The organism is Paenarthrobacter nicotinovorans (genome assembly GCF_007670255.1).
Classification (GTDB): Bacteria; Actinomycetota; Actinomycetes; order Actinomycetales; family Micrococcaceae; genus Arthrobacter; species Arthrobacter nicotinovorans_B.
In genome coordinates, this window is record NZ_SZVS01000010.1 from 1 (window position 1) to 21,445 (window position 21,445).

A 21,445-nucleotide genomic window follows, 5' to 3' on the forward strand; every position below is an offset into this window, starting at 1 on the left:
TCTACACACTCATGAGACACCAACTGTCTACGAAGTCCTGAGACATGAACTGTCTACAAGGTCCTGAGACATGACAAGGGCTCAGTGGAGCATCTGCTGTCCCCTGGTTGGGTCAGGGGATGGCGGTTGCCGGTTTGGGGCGGAGCAGTATCGCAGCGATGATGCCGCCCACTGCTCCGCCGAGATGGGCCTGCCAGGAAATGTAGCCCATCACCGTAGGCAGCACGCCGAACAGGATGCTGCCGTAAGCCATGAACAGCACCACGGAGAGCAGGATCTGCCACCAGCTCCTGTTGAAGAAGCCCCGGACCAGCAGGAACGCGAAGAAACCGAATACCAGGCCGGAGGCTCCCACGGTTACCCCTCCCCCGCCGATGAGCCACACCGTCAATCCCGAGCCCAGCCAGCTGAAAGCCAGAGCCGTAATGAAGACACGGATTCCGGACAGGAATACCAGGAAGCCGAAAATGATCAACGGCAACGTGTTGGAAATCAGGTGGTTGAAGTTCGCGTGCAGCAACGGAAAGGTCAGGATATCCAGGAAGCCGTCCATGGAACGGGGTCGCAGCCCGAAGGTGGCATTAAGGGCATGCCGCATCAGCGTGTTCAGGATTTCGATGACATAGAGCAGGATCACGAAACCGCCCATGAAGAGCAACCCGCCCTTTGCCCGGCCCGCCAGCGATTCCTCGGCGTCGGCCTTAGGTCCCTCAGGTGTTCCCAGCACCATGGCCGCCCCTCCCGTCAGTGCACCACGATGGGCTGGAAGCCTTCGGCCCGCAAGGCGCCGAGGACCTGCTCACCGTGTTCGTGGCCCTTCGTTTCCAGGTTGATGGTGATGGAAACATCGCCCATGCTGATGGATCCACCCAAGCGCGTGTGGTCCAGGCCGGTGACGTTGGCATCATTTTCGGCGATGATGCGGGCGATGGTGGCCAGCGAACCGGGCCGGTCATCGAGCATCATGCGTACTGTCATGAACCGGCCTGCGGCCGACAAACCGCGCTGGATGACTTTGAGCATCAGCATGGGGTCGATGTTGCCGCCGGAAAGCACGACGGCGGTGTTCCCCGGGTTTTCGATCTTGCCGTCCATGAGGGCAGCTACGCCCACGGCACCGGCGGGTTCAACCACCATCTTGGCCCGTTCCAGCAGGAAGATCAGCGCACGGGCCAACGAGTCTTCGCTGACGGTTACGACGTCGTCCACAAGCTCGCGGATGATGCTGAACGGCAGTTGTCCAGGCCGTCCGACGGCGATGCCGTCGGCCATGGTGGAAACTTTCTTGAGCGGCACCAGCGCATCGGCGGCCAATGACGGCGGGTAGGCCGCGGCATTTTCTGCCTGGACGCCGATGACCCTGATCTCACGGCCCAGCTCCTTGGCTCGGGCCTTGATGGCAACTGCGACGCCGGCCAGCAGCCCGCCACCACCAACCCCCATGAGAATGGTGTCGACGTTGGGGACCTGGTCCAGGATCTCCAAACCGATGGTGCCTTGGCCTGCCACGACGTCAACGTTGTCGAAGGGGTGCACGAAGACGGCCCCGGTTTCGTTGGCGTAGCGCTGCGCTTCGGCGAGGGCTTCGTCTACATTGTGGCCGTGGAGGACGACCTCTGCCCCATGGCTGCGTGTGGCGGCCAGCTTGGGAAGGGCTACGCCCAGGGGCATGTAGATCCGGGCGTTGATGCCCAGGCTCTTGGCAGCCACTGCCACACCCTGGGCGTGGTTGCCTGCCGATGCCGCTACGACGCCGCGCTTCTTCTCTTCGGCTGTCAGCCGGGCCATGCGCACATAGGCACCACGAACCTTGAAGGAGCCGGCACGTTGCAGGTTCTCACACTTGAAAAAGACGTTCCCGCCCACAAGGTGGCCCAGCGCCCGCGACGACTCCACAGGAGTCTTGGTAATAATGCCCCCGAGCAGCTCCTGCGCCTTGAGGACATCGTCCAGAGTGACGGGCAGGGTATCGAGGGTATTCACTGACTATTCTCCTTTATTGGTGTCGGCCACAGTTCTCTCAACAGAGCTACTGCCTGCGGCCTTGGTCTTGCCGGTGCCATCCTTTGCAGGACGGGATTCGGGCCGGGGAAGGTGTGCTTCCTTGAAGTTGGCATCATTGTCCTGGCCGGCCGAGCCGGCCGCCCCTTGGAGTTCGACGCCGCCCAACCCTTCATCATGTTCCCACGTCCGGCCCGCAATGTAGCGAACTGCCGTGTTTACTACGGCGAGCAGCGGAACAGCGAACAGGGCTCCCGGGATGCCTGCCAGATAAGAGCCGGCCGCTACGGTGAGGATCACTGCCACCGGGTGAAGGGCCACGGCCTTGCCCATGACCAGGGGCTGCAGGATGTGGCTTTCAAGCTGCTGAACCAGCAGGACGATGGCCAACATGATCAGGGCATTGATGGGGCCGTTGGCGACGAGCGCCAGCAGCACAGCGATGGCGCCGGTGACCAGTGCACCCACCACGGGGATGAAGGAGCCGATGAAGACCAGGACCGCCAGGGGCAGCGCCAAAGGAACCTGGATGATCGCGGCGCCAACGCCAATGCCGACTGCATCCACGAAGGCTACGAACATCTGGATCCGGACGTAACTGACCATGGAGGTCCAGCCCCTCCGGCCTGCGCCGTCTGTGGCACGCCGCGCCGCTTTCGGCAGCAGGCGCACCAGGAAACCCCAAATCCGGCTTCCTTCCAACAGGAAGAAGATCAGGATGAACAATGCCAACACCAGGCCCGCGGCAAAGTGGCCAGCGGTGCTGCCGAAGGAAAGGGCGCCACTGAGAATGCTGCTGCTGTTGTTCTGCAGGGCGTTGGCACCATCGGCGATGTACTTGTCGATCTGGTCCGCGGTCAGGTGCAGCGGGCCATCGGCCAGCCAGGCTTGAACTTGCTGGACTCCGGTGAGGGCTTCCTGCCAGAGCTCGCCGAACCCGGAGACGAGCTGCCGCCCTACCAGGGCCAGGGCGCCGGCAATCACGCCGATGAAGCCAAGGACCGTGATGGCAACCGCGGCGCCGTTGGGAACCTTGCGGTTGCGCAGCCAGGCCACCACAGGATAGAGCAGTCCCGCGAGCAGGGCCGCGACCATCACCGGAATAATGAGGAAACTGACCTTGCCCAGCAGCCACACCAGGGCACCGACCATAAGCAGGATCAGCCCTGCCCGCCAGGACCAGGCGGCAGCTATGCGCACCCCGTAAGGGATGTCCTCGGCGATTTGGCGGTCAGAACGGGGCTTGGCGTCCGGCGTAGGCGTCATAAAACCATAATTCCGTAGCCCGCCCCGTATGGGAAACCGACCCGCAGGCGGTGGCAGGGGCTAGAGGGATGCGGCAATGCCCCAGTTCATGGTGAAATCTCCGCCCGGCGCCAACCACCGAAGGCCATCGCCGCTGTTGAAGGCGTTCGCCGGCCCTGTCATGGGTTCGATTGCCACCGCCTTGGATCGACCCGGGAAGGTGTCGGTGATGAAGACATGCACGTACTGGCAGTTCCCGTCCTGCTCCAAACTGACACTGCGACCATCGGGGGCGGCAAGCGTATGGCGGGCCACGCCGCCGTCGAACGTTAAGTCCGTCAGCGCGACGTCCACAAGCGCTGGACCCACTGCGGTACCGGACGAAAAGTCATAGGGGCCATCCGCGGGGGCAGTGCTGCGTGGGATCAACCGATCATCGGCTACCAGGCGGGTGCGCGCCTTGACAGTGAGGACCAGGTCTTCGGGGGCGGTGTCGCCGAGCCGGAGGTAGGGATGGGCGCCCAGGACGAAAGGTGCCGGGCTTTGCGACTGGTTGACCAGGGTTTGCGACACGCGGAGGTCCAGGGCGTCGTCGAGCTCGTAGCGCACCCGGTGCTGGACCAGGAACGGATAGCCATGCTGGGGAAAGACCGTGGCTTCTAGGGTTACGGAGAATTCGGATTCATCCACCAACGCGTAGCCGGCATTGCGCAGCAGCCCGTGGCTGGCGTTGTTCCGGGAAACCTCGGTGATGTCCAGCTGCTGCTTCTTGCCGTCCAGGTACCAGACCCCGTCTTCCACCCGATTGGCCCAGGGAGCCAGGGTGATGCCTGTGGCGCCGGGAGATATCTCGTCGTCGCCGTACGTCTCCGTCAGCTGGACACCACCGCGGGCGTAGAGCCGAAGCCCTGCGGCCAGTTCCGTGACCACGGCGACGGCGTCCCCGCGGCGCAGTTCGAACTGCCGTCCGGTAGCCAAACGGCGCGGGTCGGTCTGATGGGCAGGGTCGGCTGGCAACGAAGAGGCAGGCATGGCATTACGGTACTGCATTCTTCGATCGCGGCAGCTACGGATCCGCCACCAAGCCCGCAACAAGCCATGTTTGATTTTGTTAGAAACTATGCGTTTTTGGTTACTTGTGGAATGATGATTTCATGAGTCGCATCACCACCACCCGCCTTGCGGACAGCCGAGAGCTGATCTACTTTGACGATCCCGGAACGCCGGAGAGGACACCGGAGTCGCTGGTGGATCACCGTCCGCTTCCCGCCCGCGGCGAGCCCGGTGACGTCAGGTACGATGCCTTGTCCGGAGACTGGGTGGCCATCGCCGCGCACCGGCAAAGCCGAACACACCTGCCCCCGGCGGATCAGTGCCCCATCTGCCCCACGACACCGGCGAACCCCTCCGAAATTCCGGCACCTGACTACGACGTCGTGGTGTTCGAGAACCGTTTCCCCTCCTTGGGACCGGCTATGGGCGACATTCCCACGGCGCCCGCGCCGGGACACAACGGCCACGGCCTCACCGGCCCGGCTTTCGGCCGCTGCGAGGTTGTCGCCTTCACGCCACAGCACACAGGTTCTTTTGCGGAGCTGGGCGAAACCCGCGCCCGCACTGTGATCGAAGCATGGGCCCAGCGGACTGAAGCGCTGAGCGCACTGCCGGGCATCAAGCAGGTGTTCCCCTTCGAAAACCGGGGTGCCGACATCGGCGTCACGCTGCACCATCCGCACGGCCAGATCTACGCCTACCCCTACGTGACGCCGCGCGCAGAACAGCTCGGCGCTGTGGCCCGGAAGTATTACGACGACGTCGACGCGAAAGAAACGCTCGCGGCATCCCTGCTCAGGGCCGAACGCAACGACGGCAGCCGCATGGTGCTCGAGGCCAAGCACTTCAGCGCGTACGTCCCCTTCGCTGCCCGCTGGCCGCTGGAGATCCATTTGGTCCCGCACCGCAGCGTCCCTGACCTCGCTGCCCTGACCGGCGAGGAGCGCGACGAGCTCTCGCATGTCTACCTTGACCTGCTGAAGCGGCTCGACTCCCTGTACCCCACTCCCATGCCCTACATCTCGGCGTGGCACCAAGCACCCCTTGACCCCGTACTCCGGCCCGCGGGCCAGCTGCACCTGCAGCTGACCTCGCCCCGGCGTGCAGCCGATAAGCTCAAGTACCTGGCCGGATCAGAAGCGGCCATGGGTGCATTCATCAACGACACCACACCCGAAGCCGTGGCGGAGCGCCTGCGTAGCGTCGCTGCGGCACCGTCCGGCAAATCCATGGAAGGCAGCCGAGCATGACCACCACCGCGGACGCCACCGCCCTCACTGACCGCTTCCTGGAAACCTTTGGCGCCGCTCCCGACGGCGTGTGGCAGGCACCGGGACGCGTCAACCTGATCGGCGAGCACACGGACTACAACGAGGGGTTCGTGCTCCCCTTCGCCATCGACAGGACAGCGAAGGTGGCTTTGCGCGTCCGCGACGATTCAACCGTGCGCATGCTGTCCACTTTCGGCGGCCATGGCATGGTGGAGGCCGATCTGGAGGGCCTGGAACCCGGCTCGGGTGATGGCTGGTCCCGCTACCCGCTGGGCGTCGCCTGGGCTTTGCAGGAACACGGCATCGCCGTCCCCGGTTTCGATCTCCTGTTGGACTCCGACGTCCCCCTGGGCGCAGGACTGTCCTCGTCCCATGCCATCGAGTGCGCAGTCATCTCAGCCCTCAATGAACTCACCGGCGCGGGCCTGGCTGCTGAGGAACTCGTGCTCGCCACCCAGCGCGCGGAAAACATCTTTGTGGGGGCACCCACGGGAATCATGGACCAGTCTGCATCGTTGCGCGGCGCGAAAGGCCACGCAGTTTTCCTCGATTGCCGGGACCAGCACGTTGAACTGGTCCCGTTCGATGCCGAGGCCTCGGATTTGGTCCTGCTGGTAATGGACACCAAGGTCTCGCACTCACACGCCGACGGCGGTTACGCCTCCAGGCGCGCCTCCTGCGAGTTGGGTGCCGAGATCCTTGGCGTCAAAGCACTGCGCGACGTCGGCGTCGAACGTTTGGAGGAAGCGTCCGGACTGCTGGATGAGACCACGCTGAAGCGGGTGCGCCACGTCGTGACGGAGAACGATCGCGTGCTCCAGACAGTGGAAGTCCTCGGGACACAGGGGCCTGCGAGCATCGGGGCCCTGCTTGATGCCAGCCATGTTTCCATGCGGGACGACTTTGAGATCTCCTGCCCGGAGCTTGACCTCGCAGTGGACACTGCCAGGGCAAACGGCAGCATCGGCGCACGGATGACCGGCGGCGGTTTCGGTGGCTCGGCCATAGCGCTGACTCCGGTGGGCCGGGAGCAGCAGGTGAGGGACGCCGTCGTGCGTTCCTTCGCGGAAGCGGGCTACACCACACCGGACATTTTCACCGTGACCCCGGCAGCAGGCGCCCTGCGTCTTGTGTGACCTCACAGCCTGCGCCCGGACCAGCAGCGAATGCCGGGCGTAAGCTGGGGCCATGACTGAGGCCGTCATTGTTTCCACTGCCAGAAGCCCCATAGGCCGCGCCTTCAAAGGCTCCCTCAAGGATGAACGCCCCGACGACCTCGCCACGGCCATGGTGGAGGCCGCCTTGGCCAAGATCCCGGGCTTCGAACCCGGAGCCGAGGACGGGCGGGGGCTGGACGACATCCTCCTGGGCTGCGCCGAACCCAGCGGTGAGGCAGGGTCCAACATGGCTCGGGTGGTCGCGGTCCTGGCAGGGTTGGACAGGGTGCCTGGGGCGACCATCAACCGCTTCTGTGCCTCGAGCCTGCAGACCCTGAGGATGGCCTTCCACGCCGTCAAGTCCGGAGAAGCCCAGGCGATCGTCTCCGCCGGAGTGGAGAGCGTCTCCCGCTACCAACACTGGGCGGGCGCCGGCGAAACCGATACCGCCAACCACAACCCAGCCTTCGCGGCCGCCGCCCAGCGCACTGCCTCCCGGGCCGCCTCCAACATTCCATGGACCGATCCCCGGCTTGGCGGCCGCCTCCCTGATATCTACATTTCCATGGGCCAGACGGCTGAAAACGTTGCCACCAGCTACGGCATCAGCCGCGCCGAGCAGGACCAGTGGGGTGTACTGAGCCAGAACCGGGCGGAGGCAGCCATCGCCTCCGGTTTCTACGCCCGGGACATCACGCCCTACACCCGCAAGGACGGAGTGGTGGTAGACCGCGATGACTCTCCCAGGGCAGGGGTGACACTGGAGGCGGTCTCCGCGCTGCAGCCCGTCTTCCGCCCGGAGGGTACCGTCACCGCCGGCAATGCCTGTCCACTCAACGATGGCGCGGCGGCCGTGGTGGTCATGAGCGACGCCCGGGCCCGCGAGCTCGGATTGGAACCCCTGGCGCGGGTGGTGTCCACCGGCGTCAGTGCACTCTCTCCGGAACTGATGGGCATGGGCCCGGTGGAGTCCACGCGCCGCGCTCTCGCCCTGGCCGGACTGACCATTGATGACATTGACCTGGTGGAGCTCAACGAGGCCTTTGCCGTTCAGGTGGTGGCCAGTGCCCGGGAACTGGGGATCGATCCCGACAAGCTCAATGTCCACGGCGGGGCCATAGCGCTGGGGCATCCTTTTGGGATGACCGGTGCACGGATGACCAGCACGCTGCTCAACGGGCTGGTGGAGCGCGACGGAACACTGGGGCTGGCTACGCTCTGCGTCGGAGGCGGCCAGGGCATGGCGGTCGTTTTCGAACGTTTGAGGTAGTCCGACGAAAAATGCCCCCGAATTGCTTCGGGGGCATTCTTCATGTGGAGCTTTGGCGGCTAGTCGTCGCCTCGCAGGATGGCCAGCAGGCGGATGATTTCCACATACAGCCAAACCAGCGTCACCGTCAGGCCGAACGCGGCAACCCAGGAGTAGCGTTCCGGGGCACCTGCACGGACGCCTTCTTCAATGCTGGTGAAGTCCATGATGAGCGAGAAAGCGGCCAGGCCGATGGCCAGGATTCCGATGAAGACACCCAGCGGGATACCCGCAATGGTGATGCTCGTACGGAGGCCGAAGGGTTCCTGCACGGCACCGGTCCACATCATGACGAGGTTGATCAGTGCGAAGACTGCGTAGCCGATGGTCGCGATCATGAAGAACCGCATCAGCTTGGGCGTTGCGCGCACCTTGCCGCTCTTGAACAACACCAAGGTGACGCCGAAGACGGCAAGCGTGCCGATGACGGCCTGCAGGCCGACGCCGGGGTACATGCCGTCCAGAATGCGGGTCAGGCCACCAAGGAAGAGGCCTTCGAGTCCGGCATACGCCAGGATCAGCGCCGGCGAAGGCTGCTTCTTGAACGTGTTGACCAGGGCAAGGACGAAGCCGCCCAGTGCACCGACAATCATCAACAGGCTGGACAAGCCAGGCGCAACAAGGAGCGTCACGCCGGCGCCGACCACGACGGCCACCAGGCAGGCGACGGTCTTCATGATGACGTCGTCGTACGTCATCCGGCCGGTGTCAGCGGGGCCTGCCGCCGGCTGGTTGTACATCTGCTGCAGTTGCTCGTTGGTCATGCTCTGCTGCTGGGCAGACCACGCGGCCTGGCCGTCCAAGACCTGGCCGGGGGCGCGGCCAGCAGGGTTGAATTGCTGGCCGTACGGATTGTGCGGTACAGGCGGGGCCTGCTTTGCTCCACGGAAATTCTTTCCGTTGAAGACTGGGTTGCCGCCAAGTGCCATTACGGGTGTCCTCCTGAGAAAGGGCTAAGTGATAGTTCACGGTACCAATTACCACGCTCGTAAGGCAGGGAAAGTTCCCCCGTTCACCCAGACGAAACTCAACCGTGACCCTGGGAGGAATCCGCGGGGCGTCACGCTTCCCAGCGGGAAACTTTAGGCACGTCGGCGTACGGCAAATATTTTCTTAAGGACTCCTACATTATTAGTTGCCTATAGCTTCACAGTTGTTATCTGATCGCTACCTTTGCACCCCCGAACTGGGCATTCATTCGTCTCCACGAGCGGTAACATAGGCCACACATGGGTGACTTAGATCACAAATGAGGCAGCCAGGCAAGTACTGTTCTTAAGCCCCATGACCCGTTCGCACCGGTTGCAATGGCGCAGCCGGGACCACCCCCACTGTGGAGGTTTCCATTTTGAGAAGCACACTGCGCGACCCGTCCATCAGACGGTCCAAGGGACTGCGGAGAGCAATGGGGGCGCTGTTTGCATCCCTCCTTGCTGTTCTGCTGATCGCCGCCCCCGCGGCGGAGGCAACCACCCCCTCGCCTTCGCCATCCGCCACCAATTTCCAGAACAGCATCAGCGGCTTCCTCCGTGACGATGCACGCGCCCCGATATCCGGCGTCAAGATCAAAGCTTCCGGCAACGGATTCGAAGGTGAAGCCACCTCCGGATCCAACGGCGCGTGGAGCATCGGTGTCCCTGTTCAGGGCACCTACAAGGTGGAGCTTGATACCTCAACGCTGCCTGATGGCATCAGGCTCGCCGACGGCCAGGAGAATCCACGCAACGTGACGTTCAGCCAGACGTCCAACCTGTCGGTCATCTTCGCCTTCGGTAAAGGCATCGTGGTCCAGCAACAGGACTTCGGGCAGAATCTCCTGAACCGCCTGGTCGCGGGTTTGAGCTTCGGCCTCCTCCTCGCCCTGGCCGCCGTGGGACTCTCCCTCATCTTCGGAACCACGGGCCTGACCAACTTCGCCCACGGTGAGATGGTCACCCTCGGTGCCGTACTCGTTTTCATGTTCAACGGTTTCGGTTTCCCCTTCTGGCTCGCAATCCTGCTGGCCCTGGTCGGTGGCGGACTCTTCGGGTACGTCCAGGACGCAGGTCTCTGGCGGCCCCTGAGGCGGCGCGGTTCCGGCCTGGTCCCCATGATGATCGTCAGCATCGGTCTTGCGCTGGCCATCCGGTACGTCATCCAGTTCTTCTTCGGCGGCGCCACACAACAGCTGCCAGGGGCCCAGAGCGCAGAGATCCAGATCGGCCCTGTCTCCATCTCCCCCAACAACCTGTGGTCGCTGATCATCAGCGCCGTCGTGATCGCGTTGATCGGATTCATCCTGTTGAAGACCCGCCTGGGCAAGGCAACCCGCGCTGTGGCCGACAACCCGGCACTGGCGGCGGCCTCCGGCATCGACGTCGACTCGGTCATCCGGATCGTGTGGATCGTCGGCGGTGTCCTGGCTTCGCTCGGCGGCATCCTGTGGGCCTACTACCGGCCCGGCGTCACCTTCGACATGGGCTCCCAAATCCTGTTGCTGATCTTCGCAGGCGTGACGCTCGGTGGCTTGGGCACGGTGTTCGGTGCCCTGATCGGTTCGATCGTCGTAGGCATCTTCGTGGAACTGACGACTGTTTTCGGCCTTCCTGCCGACCTCAAGTACGTTGGCGCCCTCTTCATCATGATCGTTGTCCTTTTGTTCCGACCGCAGGGTATCCTCGGCCGGCGTGAGCGTGTGGGTTAGGAGCGGGCCATGGACTTCGGATTCATTCTTTCCAGCGCCCTTGGTGAACTTTTCAGTCCGACGACGGCGGCCTACGCGCTTGCCGCTTTGGGCCTTGCCGTTCACTTCGGCTACTCGGGCCTGCTGAACTTCGGCCAGGCAGGCTTCATGGCGGTAGGCGCCTACGGCTTTGCCATCTCGACGCTGACCTTCAAGGCACCGTTCTTCATCGGCTTGCTGATCGCAGTCCTGTGCTCCGTGATCTTCGCCTTCATCCTGGGTATTCCCACCCTGCGGCTGCGGGCCGATTACCTCGCCATTGTCACCATCGCCGCGGCAGAGATCGTACGGTACGTCGTGACCACCAACCAGCTGACCAGCGTCACCGGTTCGGCAAACGGCCTGGCCGCGTTCGAGGGCGACTTCTACGCCATGAACCCCTTCCCCGAGGGCTCCTACATGGGCATGAACAACAGGGACTTCTTTATCCGCGTTGTCGGCTGGGCCTTGGTGGTCGTGTGCTGCCTGTTGGTCTGGCTTCTGATGCGCAGCCCGTGGGGACGTGTGCTGAAGGGTATCCGGGAAGACGAGAATGCCGTGCGCTCGCTCGGCAAGAATGTGTACTCCTACAAGATGCAGGCCCTTGTGATCGGCGGCGTCCTCGGTGCTTTGGCCGGCATGATCTTCACCCTCCCCCGCGGCGCCGTCCAACCGTCCAACTACGGCACGGAACTGACGTTCTTCCTCTGGACCTGCCTCCTGCTCGGCGGCATGGCCACAGTACTGGGGCCGGTCATTGGAGCAATGATCTTCTGGGTTGTCCTCTCGCTGACCCAAAGCCTGCTCTATGGCCTCATCGAATCGGGAGTCATCACCTGGCTGACTACAGTGCAGGCCGGCCAGCTGCGCTACATCCTGGTGGGCGTGGCTCTGATGCTCCTGATGATCTTCCGCCCGCAGGGCGTGTTCGGCAATAAGAAGGAGCTTGCTTTCGCATGAGTGAGACCAACGAACGTAACACCGAAAACATCGACTACATGACGGACTCCCGCCCCATCGCCGTCGGGGAAAACACTCCCGGCTGCAAGAAGCGCGATCCGATCGTGGTGGCAGAGGACGTCACGCGTTCCTTTGGCGGCATCAACGCCGTCGACGTGGAATACCTGGAAATCCCCCGCCACAAGATCACGGCGCTGATTGGGCCCAACGGTGCGGGCAAGACCACGCTCTTCAACCTGCTGACAGGATTCGATACCCCCAACACCGGCAAGTGGCAGTTCGAAGGCAACAGCCTGGCTGGTGTGTCCTCCTACAAGGTGGCACGCATGGGCATGGTCCGGACCTTCCAGCTGACCAAGGTGATGGGCAAGCTCACCGTCATGGAGAATATGCGGCTCGGCGCGGCCAACCAGCCCGGCGAGCGCCTCTCCAAGGCCCTGTTCAAAGGCATCTGGGGTGGCCGCGAAAAGGAAATCACCGACCAAGCCAACATCCTGCTCGAAAAGTTCAAGCTGGATGCCAAGAAGGACGACTACGCGGCGTCCCTCTCGGGCGGCCAGCGGAAGCTCCTGGAAATGGCACGCTCCTTGATGGTGAAGCCCAAGCTCGTCATGCTCGATGAGCCGATGGCAGGCGTCAACCCCGCCCTGACACAATCACTGCTGGACCACATCAAGAACCTCAAAGCCGAAGGCATGACTGTCTTGTTCGTTGAGCACGACATGAACATGGTCCGCCACATCGCCGACTGGGTGGTGGTCATGGCAGAGGGCAAGGTTGTTGCCGAAGGACCTCCGGGTGAAGTCATGAAGAATCCTGCCGTCATCGACGCCTACCTTGGTGCCCACCACGACGTCGACCTCGGCGACGCCGAAGGCATCAAGGAACTCGAGGCAGAACTCGAGGCGGACGACGAGTCCGTCGTCGGAACCGAAGATGCCGGCATCCTGTCGGACATCCCTGAATCCACGACGACCTCCCCGACCACAGCTGAGCCGACGACAACCGACCACAGGAAAGAGGAGGGCAAATGAGCAGCACCAGTGCCATGCCGGTTCCAGCCGCCGCCCCCACCGACGAGGCCGTAGTCAAGGTCACCAACCTTGTCGCAGGCTACATCCCGGGCGTCAACATCCTGAACGGTTGCAGCATCGAAGCCCGCAAGGGCGAGCTCATCGGCATCATTGGACCCAACGGCGCCGGCAAGTCAACGCTGCTGAAAGCCATGTTCGGCCTGGTCAAGGTCCACTCCGGCACGGTTGTGGTGCGCGGGCAGGACCTTACAGGGCTGAAGGCGAACAAGCTGGTCACCCAGGGTGTGGGCTTCGTCCCGCAAACCAACAACGTGTTCGCCACGTTGACCATTGAAGAGAACCTGCAGATGGGGATGTTCCAGCGGCCCAAGGTGTTCGCCGAACGCTTTGACTTCGTCGCCAGCCTGTTCCCTGAACTGGCGAAGCGGCGCGCACAGCGGGCCGGTTCGCTCTCCGGTGGTGAGCGCCAGATGGTCGCCATGGGCAGGGCCCTCATGATGGATCCTGCGGTGCTGCTCCTGGATGAGCCCTCCGCAGGCCTCTCCCCCGTCAAGCAGGACGAGACGTTCCTCCGGGTCCACGAAATCAACCGTGCCGGCGTCTCGGTGATCATGGTGGAACAAAACGCACGCCGTTGCCTCCAGATCTGCGACCGCGGCTATGTCCTGGACCAGGGCAAGGACGCGTACACGGGCACTGGCCGCGAACTGATGAAGGACCCCAAGGTCATCCAGCTCTACCTCGGCACGCTCGCCGACGAGGTCTAGCAACCGCACCAGCCAATGGGCGGGTCCGGGATCAGGTTCATGATCCCGGACCCGCCCTTTTTGCTTGTCAGGCCCCCCGCACCTGCCGGCCCCATGACAAACCGACGACGGCGGCACTCACCCAAGCGCCGCCGTCGAACCTCCCAGCCACTCCACAAGGCAACGCGGGGTCACTTATGGCCCATGTTTGGCCTCTGAAGGGGCCATAAGTGACCCCGCGTTGCCTTAAACGGAACAGGTCCCCTTCCTGCGGAAGGGGACCTGTTCGGGCTTAGTGGAGAGCGGGCTGATTAGAGCTTGCCGAACTCTTCACGGACCGGCTTGTAGGTGTTGTCGTCCTGGTATTCGTAGATACCGATGTAGGCCTCGGTGGGGTCACCGGCGTCGGAGAACGTGACCGGACCGGACTGGCCGTCGTAGTCGATGTCCTTGCCCTGGCGGAGGAGCGTTACGCAAGCGGCGTAGCTGTTGCACTTCTCGCCACCCTCAGAGACTTCCTTCAGCTTGGCTGCGATGTCCGTGCCCTTGGTGCTCTTGGCGGCTTCAGCAGCCAGTGAGATCAGGTTCACGGCGTCGTAGGACTCACCTGCGTAGCTGTAGTCCTTCAGGGCGGGGTCGATGGCCAGGAGCTTCTTCTTGAAGTCGTCCTTGGCGAAGGTACCCGGGATGGTGCCCTGGGCGCCCTTCAGCGTGCCCGCCTGGAAGTCCTTGCTGTAGTCGGAGGTGTTGCCGTCCACCATGAACAGCTGCGTGGGCTTGATGCCCTTGCCGGTGATCAACGGGACGATGCTCTTGGCCTGGTCAAAGGTGATCAGCGCGATGGCGTCCGGCTTGGCGGCCAGGACCTTGTCCACCTGGCTGCTGAACTGGGAGTCACCCTCGTTGAACAGTTCCTCGGCCACGACCTTGCCACCGGCTGCTTCGAAGGCTTCCTTTACGTTCTTCTGGAGGCCGGTTCCGTAAGCGTCGTTCAATACGATCATGCCAACGGTCTGGGCGCCACAGGTAGCCATGTAGTTGCCGAGCACCTTGCCCTGCAGGACATCGGACGGTGCAGTACGCCAGTACAGTCCCTTGTCGTCCCAGGTGGTGAAGTCGGGCGACGTGTTCGCAGGCGAGAACTGGATGACGCCGGCACCGGTGATCTGGTTGATGACCGTCTTGGAAACACCCGAGGACGCTGCACCGATGATGGCGCTGACGCCTTGTCCGAGCAGTGCCGTGGTGGACTGCGTGGCGATGTCGGTCTTGGTGTCACCGGAGTCGCGGTGGACCACGGACACTGGAGCACCCAGGACACCACCGGCGTCGTTGACTTCCTTGATGCCGAGGTTCACGCCGGCGATTTCCGGTGGGCCAAGGAACGCCAGCGACCCCGTTGTCGGCAGGAGCGATCCAATCTTCAGCGGCGTGGACGTCGTGGTGGTCGAAGGAGGTACAGGTCCAGAGTTGGTGGCGGCCTGGCTGTTGCCGGCACCTGCCCCCGCGCTGGGAGCCGGGCAGGAAATCCCCGCCGAGGCTGCGGAACTGGAGCCGGAGCCGGTCTGGCTCGGCGTGGAGGACCCACCACAAGCCGTGGCGAGAAGAGCCACCCCAATGCCAAGCGCTGTCAGCTTGGCGGCCCGGGGCGCCGCTTGGGAAAGATCAAACATTCGTTGTCTCCTCGATCGAAAGGTGCGAACTGCCTTTGATGCGATTACTCAGGTGTTCCTGATTAGGACTCAAACTAGTGCAATTGATCCGGGAACATAAGTGATTCAGGTCACATCCCTATAACACTCGTTGCCTGTGGGGAATCTACGAGCCTGCTGGGAAGATTCTCCGAAAAGAAAACGAAAAAAGGAAGGGGAGCACACGCTCCCCTTCCCGCAGTGCCCCAGGTGGGACTCGAACCCACAACACGCAGATTTTAAGTCTGATGCCTCTGCCAATTGGGCTACTGGGGCGCCCGGACCATGGTATCCCAGCTACAGCCGTTCGAAGGGCGTCGCAAAGCGGAAGGTGCCGCGGACGCCGTGGTGCCAGCCGGGAAGTGCCAGCACTTGGAAGTGGTCGCCCCACCGGGCTTCAGGCGGCTGGACGCCCACCGAGACGCCGGGAACGTAACCGAACCGCGGATAGTAGGCGGGGCTGCCCAACAAGGCGATGCCCGGTTCACCGGCGGCCGCGGCACGGGTGGCGGTTTCCTGCAAAAGGGCCGCACCGATCCCCCGCCGCTGCAGTGCGGGAGCCACGCCGACGGGACCCAGGCCAAGGAAGGGCTCATCCCCCACCCAACCGCGGGTAGTGATGACGTGGCCCACGATGTCCCCGCCGATCTCCGCCACGATGCTGAGCTCGGGGATATATTCCTCGCTCTCAAACAACTCCCGCAGCAGGCCAACCTCAATGGGGGTGCCTTCCACCGGTCGACCGGTGACCGGCGAGATGGCAAAGGCCTCGGACGTCAGCTCAAGGATCTTCGCGCGGTCTTGGGGTTGCTCGCTCCGGAGCACGGGATTCAAGGACTCCAAGGGTGTCTCCATGTCTGTTTCGCCAGCATGGCAAACAGTCTAGGGGCCACCGGAACCGCCAGCGGCGTCGTCGTCATACGCGGTTAAACGCCGACGGCGGCCACTCCCCTTCCGGGAGCAGCCGCCGTCGGACGTGTACTACTTGGCGTCAGCGGTGACCGGAGTCTTGGCCTCGGCGGGCTTCTCAGCCGCAGGAGCCGGTGCCGGCGCAGCGGCCGGCTTGGGAGCCGGGGTTGCTGCGGCAACGAAAGCACCGCGCGGGTTGTCGAGGTCGATCAGCTGCGTGGTGTCGCGGCCGGCGAAGAAGGACAGGATCCAGCCGAACACGACGCGGAACTTGCGCTCAACCGTGGGCATCGCCATGCCGTGGTAGCCACGGTGCGCGAGCCAGGCGAGGCCACCCTTGAGGCCGATGCGGCCCAGCAGGTTGATGTTGGCAACACCCTTCCACTCGCCGAAGCCGGCAACAGCACCAAGGTTCTTGTGCTTGTAGTCGTGCAGCGGCTTGTCCCAACGGGAAGCCCAGAGGTTCTTGGCGAGCTTCTTGGCCTGGCGAAGTGCGTGCTGGGCGTTCGGGACGCAGGTGCCATCCGGCAGGCCCTTGCCCGTGAGGTCCGGAACAGCGGCGATGTCGCCGGCTGCCCAGGCGTTCTCGATGATGCCCTCGTCGCCTGCGATGCGCAGGTCCGGGAGGACGCGGACGCGGCCGCGCGGTTCCAGCGGGAAGTCGGTGGAGCGGATCATCGGGTTGGCCTGCACACCGGCAGCCCACACCAGGGTGTCGGCTTCGACTTCACCGGCGGACGTCTTGTCCGGCAGGTTGATCAGCTTGAGGTTGTCCTCGGCGCTGTCCAGGGACGTGTTGAGGAGAACCTCGATGCCGCGGCTGCGGAGGTGCTCCACAACCCATTCGGCCTGGGAAGCGGTGACCTCGGGCATGATGCGGCCCATGGCTTCGACCAGGATGAAGCGGACCTCTTCCTGGCGGATGCGCGGGTTGTTGCGGACCGCGGCACGGGCGAGGTCTTCCATTTCGGTGAGGCATTCGATGCCGGCAAAGCCGCCACCAACAACCACGAAGGTCAGTGCCTTGGCGCGTTCTGCGGGGTCGGTCATGGTTGAAGCGGCTTCGATGCGCTCCAGGACCTTGTTGCGCAGCGCAACGGCTTCCTCGATGGTCTTCAGGCCGATGCCCTTGTCCGCGAGGCCCTTGATGGGGAAGGTACGGGTGATGGCACCAGCTGCGATGACGACGTCGAAGTACGGAATCTCGAACGGCTCGCCGCCATCGGAGGGAGCCACCACTGCAGTGCGGTTGGCGTGGTCGATGCCAGTGACGCGGCCCTGGATGAGCTCAGTCTGCTTCAGGTGCTGGCGGTGGGAGACGACGGCGTGGCGTGCCTCGATGTTGCCACCGGCCACCTCGGGGAGGAACGGCTGGTAAGTCATGTAGGGCAGCGGATCGACGACGGTGACGATGCCACCTGCATTCGCGATCTTCTTCTGCAGTTTGAGTGCTACGTACAGGCCGACGTAGCCGCCGCCGACGACGAGAACCCGGGGACGGTCGATGAGCTCTGGGGTGGTTGCCATGAGTCCAGAGTACAACACTTTGTGAAAATCTTCACTAACTACGTTTTGGAGGGCGGATCCACCACTTCCAGGGTTCCCGTCTCTGCCTCTTCGGGGACGGCGGGAGGATTCCTCGAAACCCGCCGCAGCTGGATGGCGGCCCCGGTCACCAGGGCGATGAAAAGGGCGCCGAATCCAAGCACGACGGCGGCCGGCAAGGCCTCGTCGACTGTCGCCGGCGTCTTCGCTGCCGGGACTGTGGGATCGGCCAACGTTGGCGGGGCGCTGGTCGGACTGGCCACCGGAGCCTGCGAGGGTTCACTGAGGACCCCGCGGCGGTGAACACGGATCCAGTCCGCGATGGAGCCCAAGGGGTTGCTGCTGGTGGCGGGGACATCGCCCTTGAGGGCGGCCTCGGCGTCGAGGATCCCGTAGCCGTAAATCGGGTCCTTGCCGGGAGCTCCCGCATCCTTGGCCGTACTGACAATCCTGTTGATGACCTGGCTGGCACTCATCTCCGGCCACTTGGACCGGATAAGGGCCGCCACGCCGGACACTATCGGCGCGGCCCCGGACGTTCCTGCCCACTCGGCGTAGCCGCCTCCCGGGATACCGCCAACGAGGTTCTCGGCCGGAGCTGCAACCCCGATGCTGATGCCCTGGGACGATGAATCGATGCTTGCACGGCCTTCGCCGTCCAGGCCGGCCACGGTGAGGACGCCGGGGATGGTTGCGGGGGCGCCAACCTGGATGTTGCCACCTACCCTGTTCCCGGCAGCGGCAACAATCACCACGTCCTTCTGCTCTGCATAGAGGAACGCGGCGTCCCAGCTCTGCGGCCAGTCCGGCGAAGTACTGCCGAGGGAGATGTTGATGACCTTCGCGCCGTTGTCGACGGCCCAGCGAACGGCATCGGGAATCTGTTCCTGGTCGGTCTTGCCACCGGGGTTGGGCGAGCCAAGCCATGTGGAGACCGCGAGGATCTCCGCCTCCGGCGCCACGCCAACGATTCCGTCCGGTCCCCCTGCCGGAGGCGTGGTGGGCACAGGCGTCGGAGTGGCCGAGGCAGAAGCCGACGGCGGCGGCGTCGGGGTCGTGTGGCCGCGGCCGGCCAACATGGTGGCCACGAGCGTCCCGTGCTCGGTCTTGGCTCCGATGCTTTTCTGCCCATTGGGCGCCCCGGCTCCGGAGACATCCGTTCCGCCCACCACGGCGCCCTTGAGGTCGGGGTGGTTTCCATCGACGCCACTGTCGATGACAGCAACCTTTACCCCTGCGCCCTTGGAGACCTGCCAGGCGTTGGTGACACCGGAATCCTTGAGCCAGAATTCCTTGTCCCGCCAGGCGTCCGCAGCAGCGGCGGGCGCCGTCGCAAGGGCCCCAAGCAGGGCGCCGCCAGCCATCACGGCAGCAAGCGCTGCGGAGATGGTGCGCCGGTGAGGCACCGTCATACGGCGTCCCGGATACTGAGCGCGATGCCGTCCAGGATGTCGTGCTCACTGGATACGGCTGTACGGATGCTGCCGTCGCTGACCTCGGCCAGGCGCGCCAGAATACGACGCCACACCAACGCGCCAGCGCCTATGACGTCGACACGGCCGGGATGCATGTAGGGAAGGGCAGCACGTTCGGCCCGCGTCATCGCAAGCAGGCTGGTGCACGCATCGCTGATGGTGGCAAGGTCCAAGGAAGCAGCGTGGATCCGCTCGGGCTGGTACTCGGTCAGGCCAAGAGCGTGGGCTGTGATGGTGGTGATGGAACCCGCCACACCGACTACCGCGGTGGCGCGATCCAACGGGACAGTTTCCGCAGCGAGGTCAAGCGCGGCGTCGACGTCGGCCTCTGCCGCGGCGATCTGCGCAGCCGTAGGAGGATCATTGCGAAGGTGGCGTTCCGTGAGCCGCACGCAGCCGATATCCACCGAGCGCGCCGCGATGACGCCCGCCGAGTCGCCCAGGACGAACTCCGTGCTTCCGCCGCCAAGATCCACCACCAGGACAGCCTTCTCCCCCATCGCCGGCAAGGCGCTGCTGGCCCCGGCGAAGGACAACGCAGCTTCCTCGTCGCCACTGATGACTTCGGGCTCCACACCCAGAAGGTCCCGGATGCCGTCCACGAAGACATCGCGGTTGCGGGCATCGCGGGTAGCGGAGGTGGCCGCGAAACGGACCCGCTCCGCGCCGTGTTCGTTGATCAGTTCCGCATAGTCACGGGCGGCCGCGAAGGTCCGCTCCAGGGCCTCGGGAGCAAGCTCCCCCGTAGCGTCCACGCCTTGCCCCAGCCGGACCACGCGCATTTCACGCACGACGTCGGCAAGCGGCCCGGGTGCCCCGTTCGCCGAGGCATCGGCGATGAGCAGGCGGATGGAGTTGGTGCCGCAATCGATGGCGGCGACACGGCTCATGCTGTTCCCTCGTCGGCCGAAGACTTTGACTTCCGCACCGGCGCGGGACGGCCCACGATGTCCGGAAGGCCTTGCGGTCCATGGCGGCTCAAGTCCCTCGAAGGTGCCTCGCCCGCAGTATCCCAGGCGCCGTCGCAATAGCAGCGGTCCTTGGTCCACCACTCGGCAATGGCTTCCAAAGCCTCGTCCCCCAGCGGGTTCACGCCGGGACCGGCAGCCAGGGAGTGGCCAACCAGGACATGCAGGCACTTCACGCGGGTGGGCATGCCGCCGGCGGAGATCCCATCGATTTCAGGAACGGCGCCGGTGCCCGAGCGATCAGCAATGTCGTTGCGGGCCTGCAAGTAGGCTTCGTGGGCACCCCTGTAGGCGCCCGCCAGCTCCTTGTCCCCTGTCAGGCGATCGTTCATCCCGCTCATGAGCCCGCCCGCTTCAAGCCGGGACACCGCGGACGTGATGACGGGATGCGTCAGGTAGAAAGTGGTGGGGAACGGAGTTCCGTTGCTGAGCCGTGGAGCAGTTGCCGCTACCAACGGGTTGCCGCAGACACAGCGTGCGGGGATCTCAACGACATCCCGGACCGGCCTGCCGAGCTGGCGGCTGAGCACCTCGAGATCGTGTGCTGATGGCTGGCGGGATTCCTGCGGCACGGCTGCCGTGTTCTCTTCCACTTGCGCTGCCAACCTTCCTTCCCTTTTTGCCGTGTCCCATGCGGACACGACGGCGGTGGGCGCCGCGTCTAGTCAGTTGCCGATCGTCTGATGGACTCCCAGAGAGCATCCACCCACGGCAGATTCTCCGGGTTTGCAGTCGATCCGGAGCCGGTGCGGCCACCTGGCGTGCCGGCGGCATCTTCCCCGCCAAACACCCAGTAACCTGTTTCACCCGGCATAACCATGTTAATGCGGTCGCGGGCCTGCTGTTTCACATAGTTGGGATCCTGCCACCGGGAGATCTGCTTGTTCAGTTCAGTCTGCTCGGCTTTCCGGCTGGCAATCTCAGCTTCCAGGGCCGAGATTTCGGAGCGCTTCTCGAGGAAAATCTTCACCGTAGGAGCCAACAGGATAGTGATGGCGATCATCACCACGGCCAAGGCCAGCATCCTGCCGGAAAATGCCTTTGCAGGTACCGGATCAAGCTGTTCTGAGCCTCTGCCCGCCCCATCCTTGGAGTGCCCTTTGTCCGTACGCTTGTGCCCATCACCGGTGCTGCCACTCTTTGGCTTTGCACCAGCAGGGGCCGACTTTCCGGTCGACTTGGTGCCTGTCGCCGTCGACGATTTTGTCGTCGTCGAGGTTTTGTCAGTGGTGCGCGAGGCACCCAAGGAAATGACGTCGGCGTCGTCGGAAGCCTGGGAGGCGGGACGGCCGGAAGCGGATGCCCCGGCAGGGCGTGCAGTGCCGGCAGGGCGGCCAAGGGCGTCGGCCCTGGGTACTTTTGGTCGACGGGTGGCCATGA

Annotated in this window: 19 protein-coding genes and 1 tRNA gene; 7 read left to right on the forward strand and 13 right to left on the reverse strand. The window is 64.0% G+C overall.

Annotated features, from left to right (window positions below):
* Positions 1 to 112 precede the first annotated feature (112 nt).
* The 4 genes from FDP28_RS14865 to FDP28_RS14880 are packed head-to-tail and all read right to left on the reverse strand — an operon-like array spanning position 113 to position 4,278.
* Positions 113 to 730, reverse strand: coding sequence for a rhomboid family intramembrane serine protease (locus FDP28_RS14865; RefSeq protein WP_144662323.1), 618 nt, complete (start codon positions 728 to 730; stop codon positions 113 to 115).
* 14 nt (positions 731 to 744) lie between these two features.
* Positions 745 to 1,983 carry a threonine ammonia-lyase gene (gene ilvA, locus FDP28_RS14870; RefSeq protein ID WP_144662324.1) on the reverse strand — a complete coding sequence of 413 codons (1,239 nt, stop codon included), beginning with the start codon at positions 1,981 to 1,983 and terminating at the stop codon, positions 745 to 747.
* A 3-nt stretch (positions 1,984 to 1,986) separates the two neighbouring features.
* Positions 1,987 to 3,267, reverse strand: coding sequence for an AI-2E family transporter (locus FDP28_RS14875; protein WP_144662325.1), 1,281 nt, complete (start codon positions 3,265 to 3,267; stop codon positions 1,987 to 1,989).
* 60 nt (positions 3,268 to 3,327) lie between these two features.
* A complete protein-coding gene (locus FDP28_RS14880; protein ID WP_260842490.1) occupies positions 3,328 to 4,278 on the reverse strand; it encodes an aldose 1-epimerase family protein in 951 nt (316 codons plus the stop codon).
* Positions 4,279 to 4,400: 122 nt separating this feature from the next.
* On the opposite strand from FDP28_RS14880, the gene galT reads away from it, so the two are divergent.
* From galT to FDP28_RS14895, 3 genes are read left to right on the forward strand one after another with little or no spacing between them, the layout of a single operon-like run.
* Positions 4,401 to 5,549, forward strand: coding sequence for a galactose-1-phosphate uridylyltransferase (gene galT / locus FDP28_RS14885; RefSeq protein ID WP_144662327.1), 1,149 nt, complete (start codon positions 4,401 to 4,403; stop codon positions 5,547 to 5,549).
* Positions 5,546 to 6,706, forward strand: a complete 1,161-nt coding sequence (gene galK / locus FDP28_RS14890) for a galactokinase (protein WP_144662328.1) — start codon at positions 5,546 to 5,548, stop codon at positions 6,704 to 6,706. Before galT ends, galK begins: the two co-directional genes overlap by 4 nt.
* A gap of 52 nt (positions 6,707 to 6,758) precedes the next feature.
* Entirely contained in the window at positions 6,759 to 7,997 is a 1,239-nt protein-coding gene (locus FDP28_RS14895) for an acetyl-CoA C-acetyltransferase (RefSeq protein WP_144662329.1), read from the forward strand.
* Positions 7,998 to 8,056: 59 nt separating this feature from the next.
* Here FDP28_RS14895 and FDP28_RS14900 read toward each other — a convergent pair whose 3' ends face one another.
* Positions 8,057 to 8,965 (reverse strand): Bax inhibitor-1/YccA family protein, encoded by a 909-nt coding sequence (locus FDP28_RS14900; RefSeq protein WP_144662330.1) that lies wholly within the window; start codon positions 8,963 to 8,965, stop codon positions 8,057 to 8,059.
* A gap of 476 nt (positions 8,966 to 9,441) precedes the next feature.
* Between FDP28_RS14900 and FDP28_RS14905 the strand changes: the two genes are divergently transcribed.
* The 4 genes from FDP28_RS14905 to FDP28_RS14920 are packed head-to-tail and all read left to right on the forward strand — an operon-like array spanning position 9,442 to position 13,498.
* The gene (locus FDP28_RS14905) at positions 9,442 to 10,719 is read left to right on the forward strand and encodes a branched-chain amino acid ABC transporter permease (protein WP_186313644.1); all 1,278 of its coding nucleotides are present in this window, start codon (positions 9,442 to 9,444) and stop codon (positions 10,717 to 10,719) included.
* A 9-nt stretch (positions 10,720 to 10,728) separates the two neighbouring features.
* Positions 10,729 to 11,697 carry a branched-chain amino acid ABC transporter permease gene (locus FDP28_RS14910; protein WP_144662332.1) on the forward strand — a complete coding sequence of 323 codons (969 nt, stop codon included), beginning with the start codon at positions 10,729 to 10,731 and terminating at the stop codon, positions 11,695 to 11,697.
* Positions 11,694 to 12,731: an ABC transporter ATP-binding protein gene (locus tag FDP28_RS14915; protein ID WP_144662333.1), complete on the forward strand. Its 1,038-nt coding sequence runs from the start codon at positions 11,694 to 11,696 to the stop codon at positions 12,729 to 12,731. Before FDP28_RS14910 ends, FDP28_RS14915 begins: the two co-directional genes overlap by 4 nt.
* Entirely contained in the window at positions 12,728 to 13,498 is a 771-nt protein-coding gene (locus FDP28_RS14920) for an ABC transporter ATP-binding protein (RefSeq protein ID WP_144662334.1), read from the forward strand. Before FDP28_RS14915 ends, FDP28_RS14920 begins: the two co-directional genes overlap by 4 nt.
* A gap of 290 nt (positions 13,499 to 13,788) precedes the next feature.
* Here the strand turns inward: FDP28_RS14920 and FDP28_RS14925 are convergent, their stop codons facing one another.
* From FDP28_RS14925 to FDP28_RS14960, 8 genes are all read right to left on the reverse strand, one after another.
* Positions 13,789 to 15,150, reverse strand: a complete 1,362-nt coding sequence (locus FDP28_RS14925; protein ID WP_144662335.1) for an ABC transporter substrate-binding protein — start codon at positions 15,148 to 15,150, stop codon at positions 13,789 to 13,791.
* Positions 15,151 to 15,370: 220 nt separating this feature from the next.
* Positions 15,371 to 15,444, reverse strand: a tRNA-Leu gene (locus tag FDP28_RS14930).
* Between the two features lie 21 nt (positions 15,445 to 15,465).
* Complete coding sequence (locus FDP28_RS14935) at positions 15,466 to 16,023, reverse strand: GNAT family N-acetyltransferase (RefSeq protein WP_144662336.1); 558 nt, start codon at positions 16,021 to 16,023, stop codon at positions 15,466 to 15,468.
* 126 nt (positions 16,024 to 16,149) lie between these two features.
* Positions 16,150 to 17,604 carry an NAD(P)/FAD-dependent oxidoreductase gene (locus FDP28_RS14940; protein WP_144662337.1) on the reverse strand — a complete coding sequence of 485 codons (1,455 nt, stop codon included), beginning with the start codon at positions 17,602 to 17,604 and terminating at the stop codon, positions 16,150 to 16,152.
* A 38-nt stretch (positions 17,605 to 17,642) separates the two neighbouring features.
* Entirely contained in the window at positions 17,643 to 19,034 is a 1,392-nt protein-coding gene (locus tag FDP28_RS14945; protein ID WP_144662338.1) for a S8 family serine peptidase, read from the reverse strand.
* A complete protein-coding gene (locus tag FDP28_RS14950) occupies positions 19,031 to 19,987 on the reverse strand; it encodes a Ppx/GppA phosphatase family protein (protein WP_144662339.1) in 957 nt (318 codons plus the stop codon). Before FDP28_RS14950 ends, FDP28_RS14945 begins: the two co-directional genes overlap by 4 nt.
* Entirely contained in the window at positions 19,984 to 20,658 is a 675-nt protein-coding gene (locus FDP28_RS14955; RefSeq protein WP_186313657.1) for a DUF501 domain-containing protein, read from the reverse strand. Before FDP28_RS14955 ends, FDP28_RS14950 begins: the two co-directional genes overlap by 4 nt.
* 68 nt (positions 20,659 to 20,726) lie before the next feature.
* Complete coding sequence (locus FDP28_RS14960) at positions 20,727 to 21,443, reverse strand: FtsB family cell division protein (RefSeq protein WP_144662341.1); 717 nt, start codon at positions 21,441 to 21,443, stop codon at positions 20,727 to 20,729.
* Between the last annotated feature and the right edge of the window lie 2 nt (positions 21,444 to 21,445).

Bases quoted from the DNA above. Each gene is read 5' to 3' on its own strand.
- FDP28_RS14920 (WP_144662334.1), top strand. From the start codon at position 12,728: ATGAGCAGCACCAGTGCCATGCCGGTTCCAGCCGCCGCCCCCACCGAC.
- FDP28_RS14865 (WP_144662323.1), bottom strand. From the start codon at position 730: ATGGTGCTGGGAACACCTGAGGGACCTAAGGCCGACGCCGAGGAATCG.
- FDP28_RS14925 (WP_144662335.1), bottom strand. From the start codon at position 15,150: ATGTTTGATCTTTCCCAAGCGGCGCCCCGGGCCGCCAAGCTGACAGCG.
- FDP28_RS14880 (WP_260842490.1), bottom strand. From the start codon at position 4,278: ATGCCTGCCTCTTCGTTGCCAGCCGACCCTGCCCATCAGACCGACCCG.
- FDP28_RS14905 (WP_186313644.1), top strand. From the start codon at position 9,442: ATGGGGGCGCTGTTTGCATCCCTCCTTGCTGTTCTGCTGATCGCCGCC.
- FDP28_RS14960 (WP_144662341.1), bottom strand. From the start codon at position 21,443: ATGGCCACCCGTCGACCAAAAGTACCCAGGGCCGACGCCCTTGGCCGC.
- FDP28_RS14875 (WP_144662325.1), bottom strand. From the start codon at position 3,267: ATGACGCCTACGCCGGACGCCAAGCCCCGTTCTGACCGCCAAATCGCC.
- FDP28_RS14910 (WP_144662332.1), top strand. From the start codon at position 10,729: ATGGACTTCGGATTCATTCTTTCCAGCGCCCTTGGTGAACTTTTCAGT.
- FDP28_RS14950 (WP_144662339.1), bottom strand. From the start codon at position 19,987: ATGAGCCGTGTCGCCGCCATCGATTGCGGCACCAACTCCATCCGCCTG.
- FDP28_RS14915 (WP_144662333.1), top strand. From the start codon at position 11,694: ATGAGTGAGACCAACGAACGTAACACCGAAAACATCGACTACATGACG.
- galK (WP_144662328.1), top strand. From the start codon at position 5,546: ATGACCACCACCGCGGACGCCACCGCCCTCACTGACCGCTTCCTGGAA.
- FDP28_RS14940 (WP_144662337.1), bottom strand. From the start codon at position 17,604: ATGGCAACCACCCCAGAGCTCATCGACCGTCCCCGGGTTCTCGTCGTC.
- FDP28_RS14900 (WP_144662330.1), bottom strand. From the start codon at position 8,965: ATGGCACTTGGCGGCAACCCAGTCTTCAACGGAAAGAATTTCCGTGGA.
- FDP28_RS14895 (WP_144662329.1), top strand. From the start codon at position 6,759: ATGACTGAGGCCGTCATTGTTTCCACTGCCAGAAGCCCCATAGGCCGC.
- FDP28_RS14945 (WP_144662338.1), bottom strand. From the start codon at position 19,034: ATGACGGTGCCTCACCGGCGCACCATCTCCGCAGCGCTTGCTGCCGTG.
- FDP28_RS14935 (WP_144662336.1), bottom strand. From the start codon at position 16,023: ATGGAGACACCCTTGGAGTCCTTGAATCCCGTGCTCCGGAGCGAGCAA.
- galT (WP_144662327.1), top strand. From the start codon at position 4,401: ATGAGTCGCATCACCACCACCCGCCTTGCGGACAGCCGAGAGCTGATC.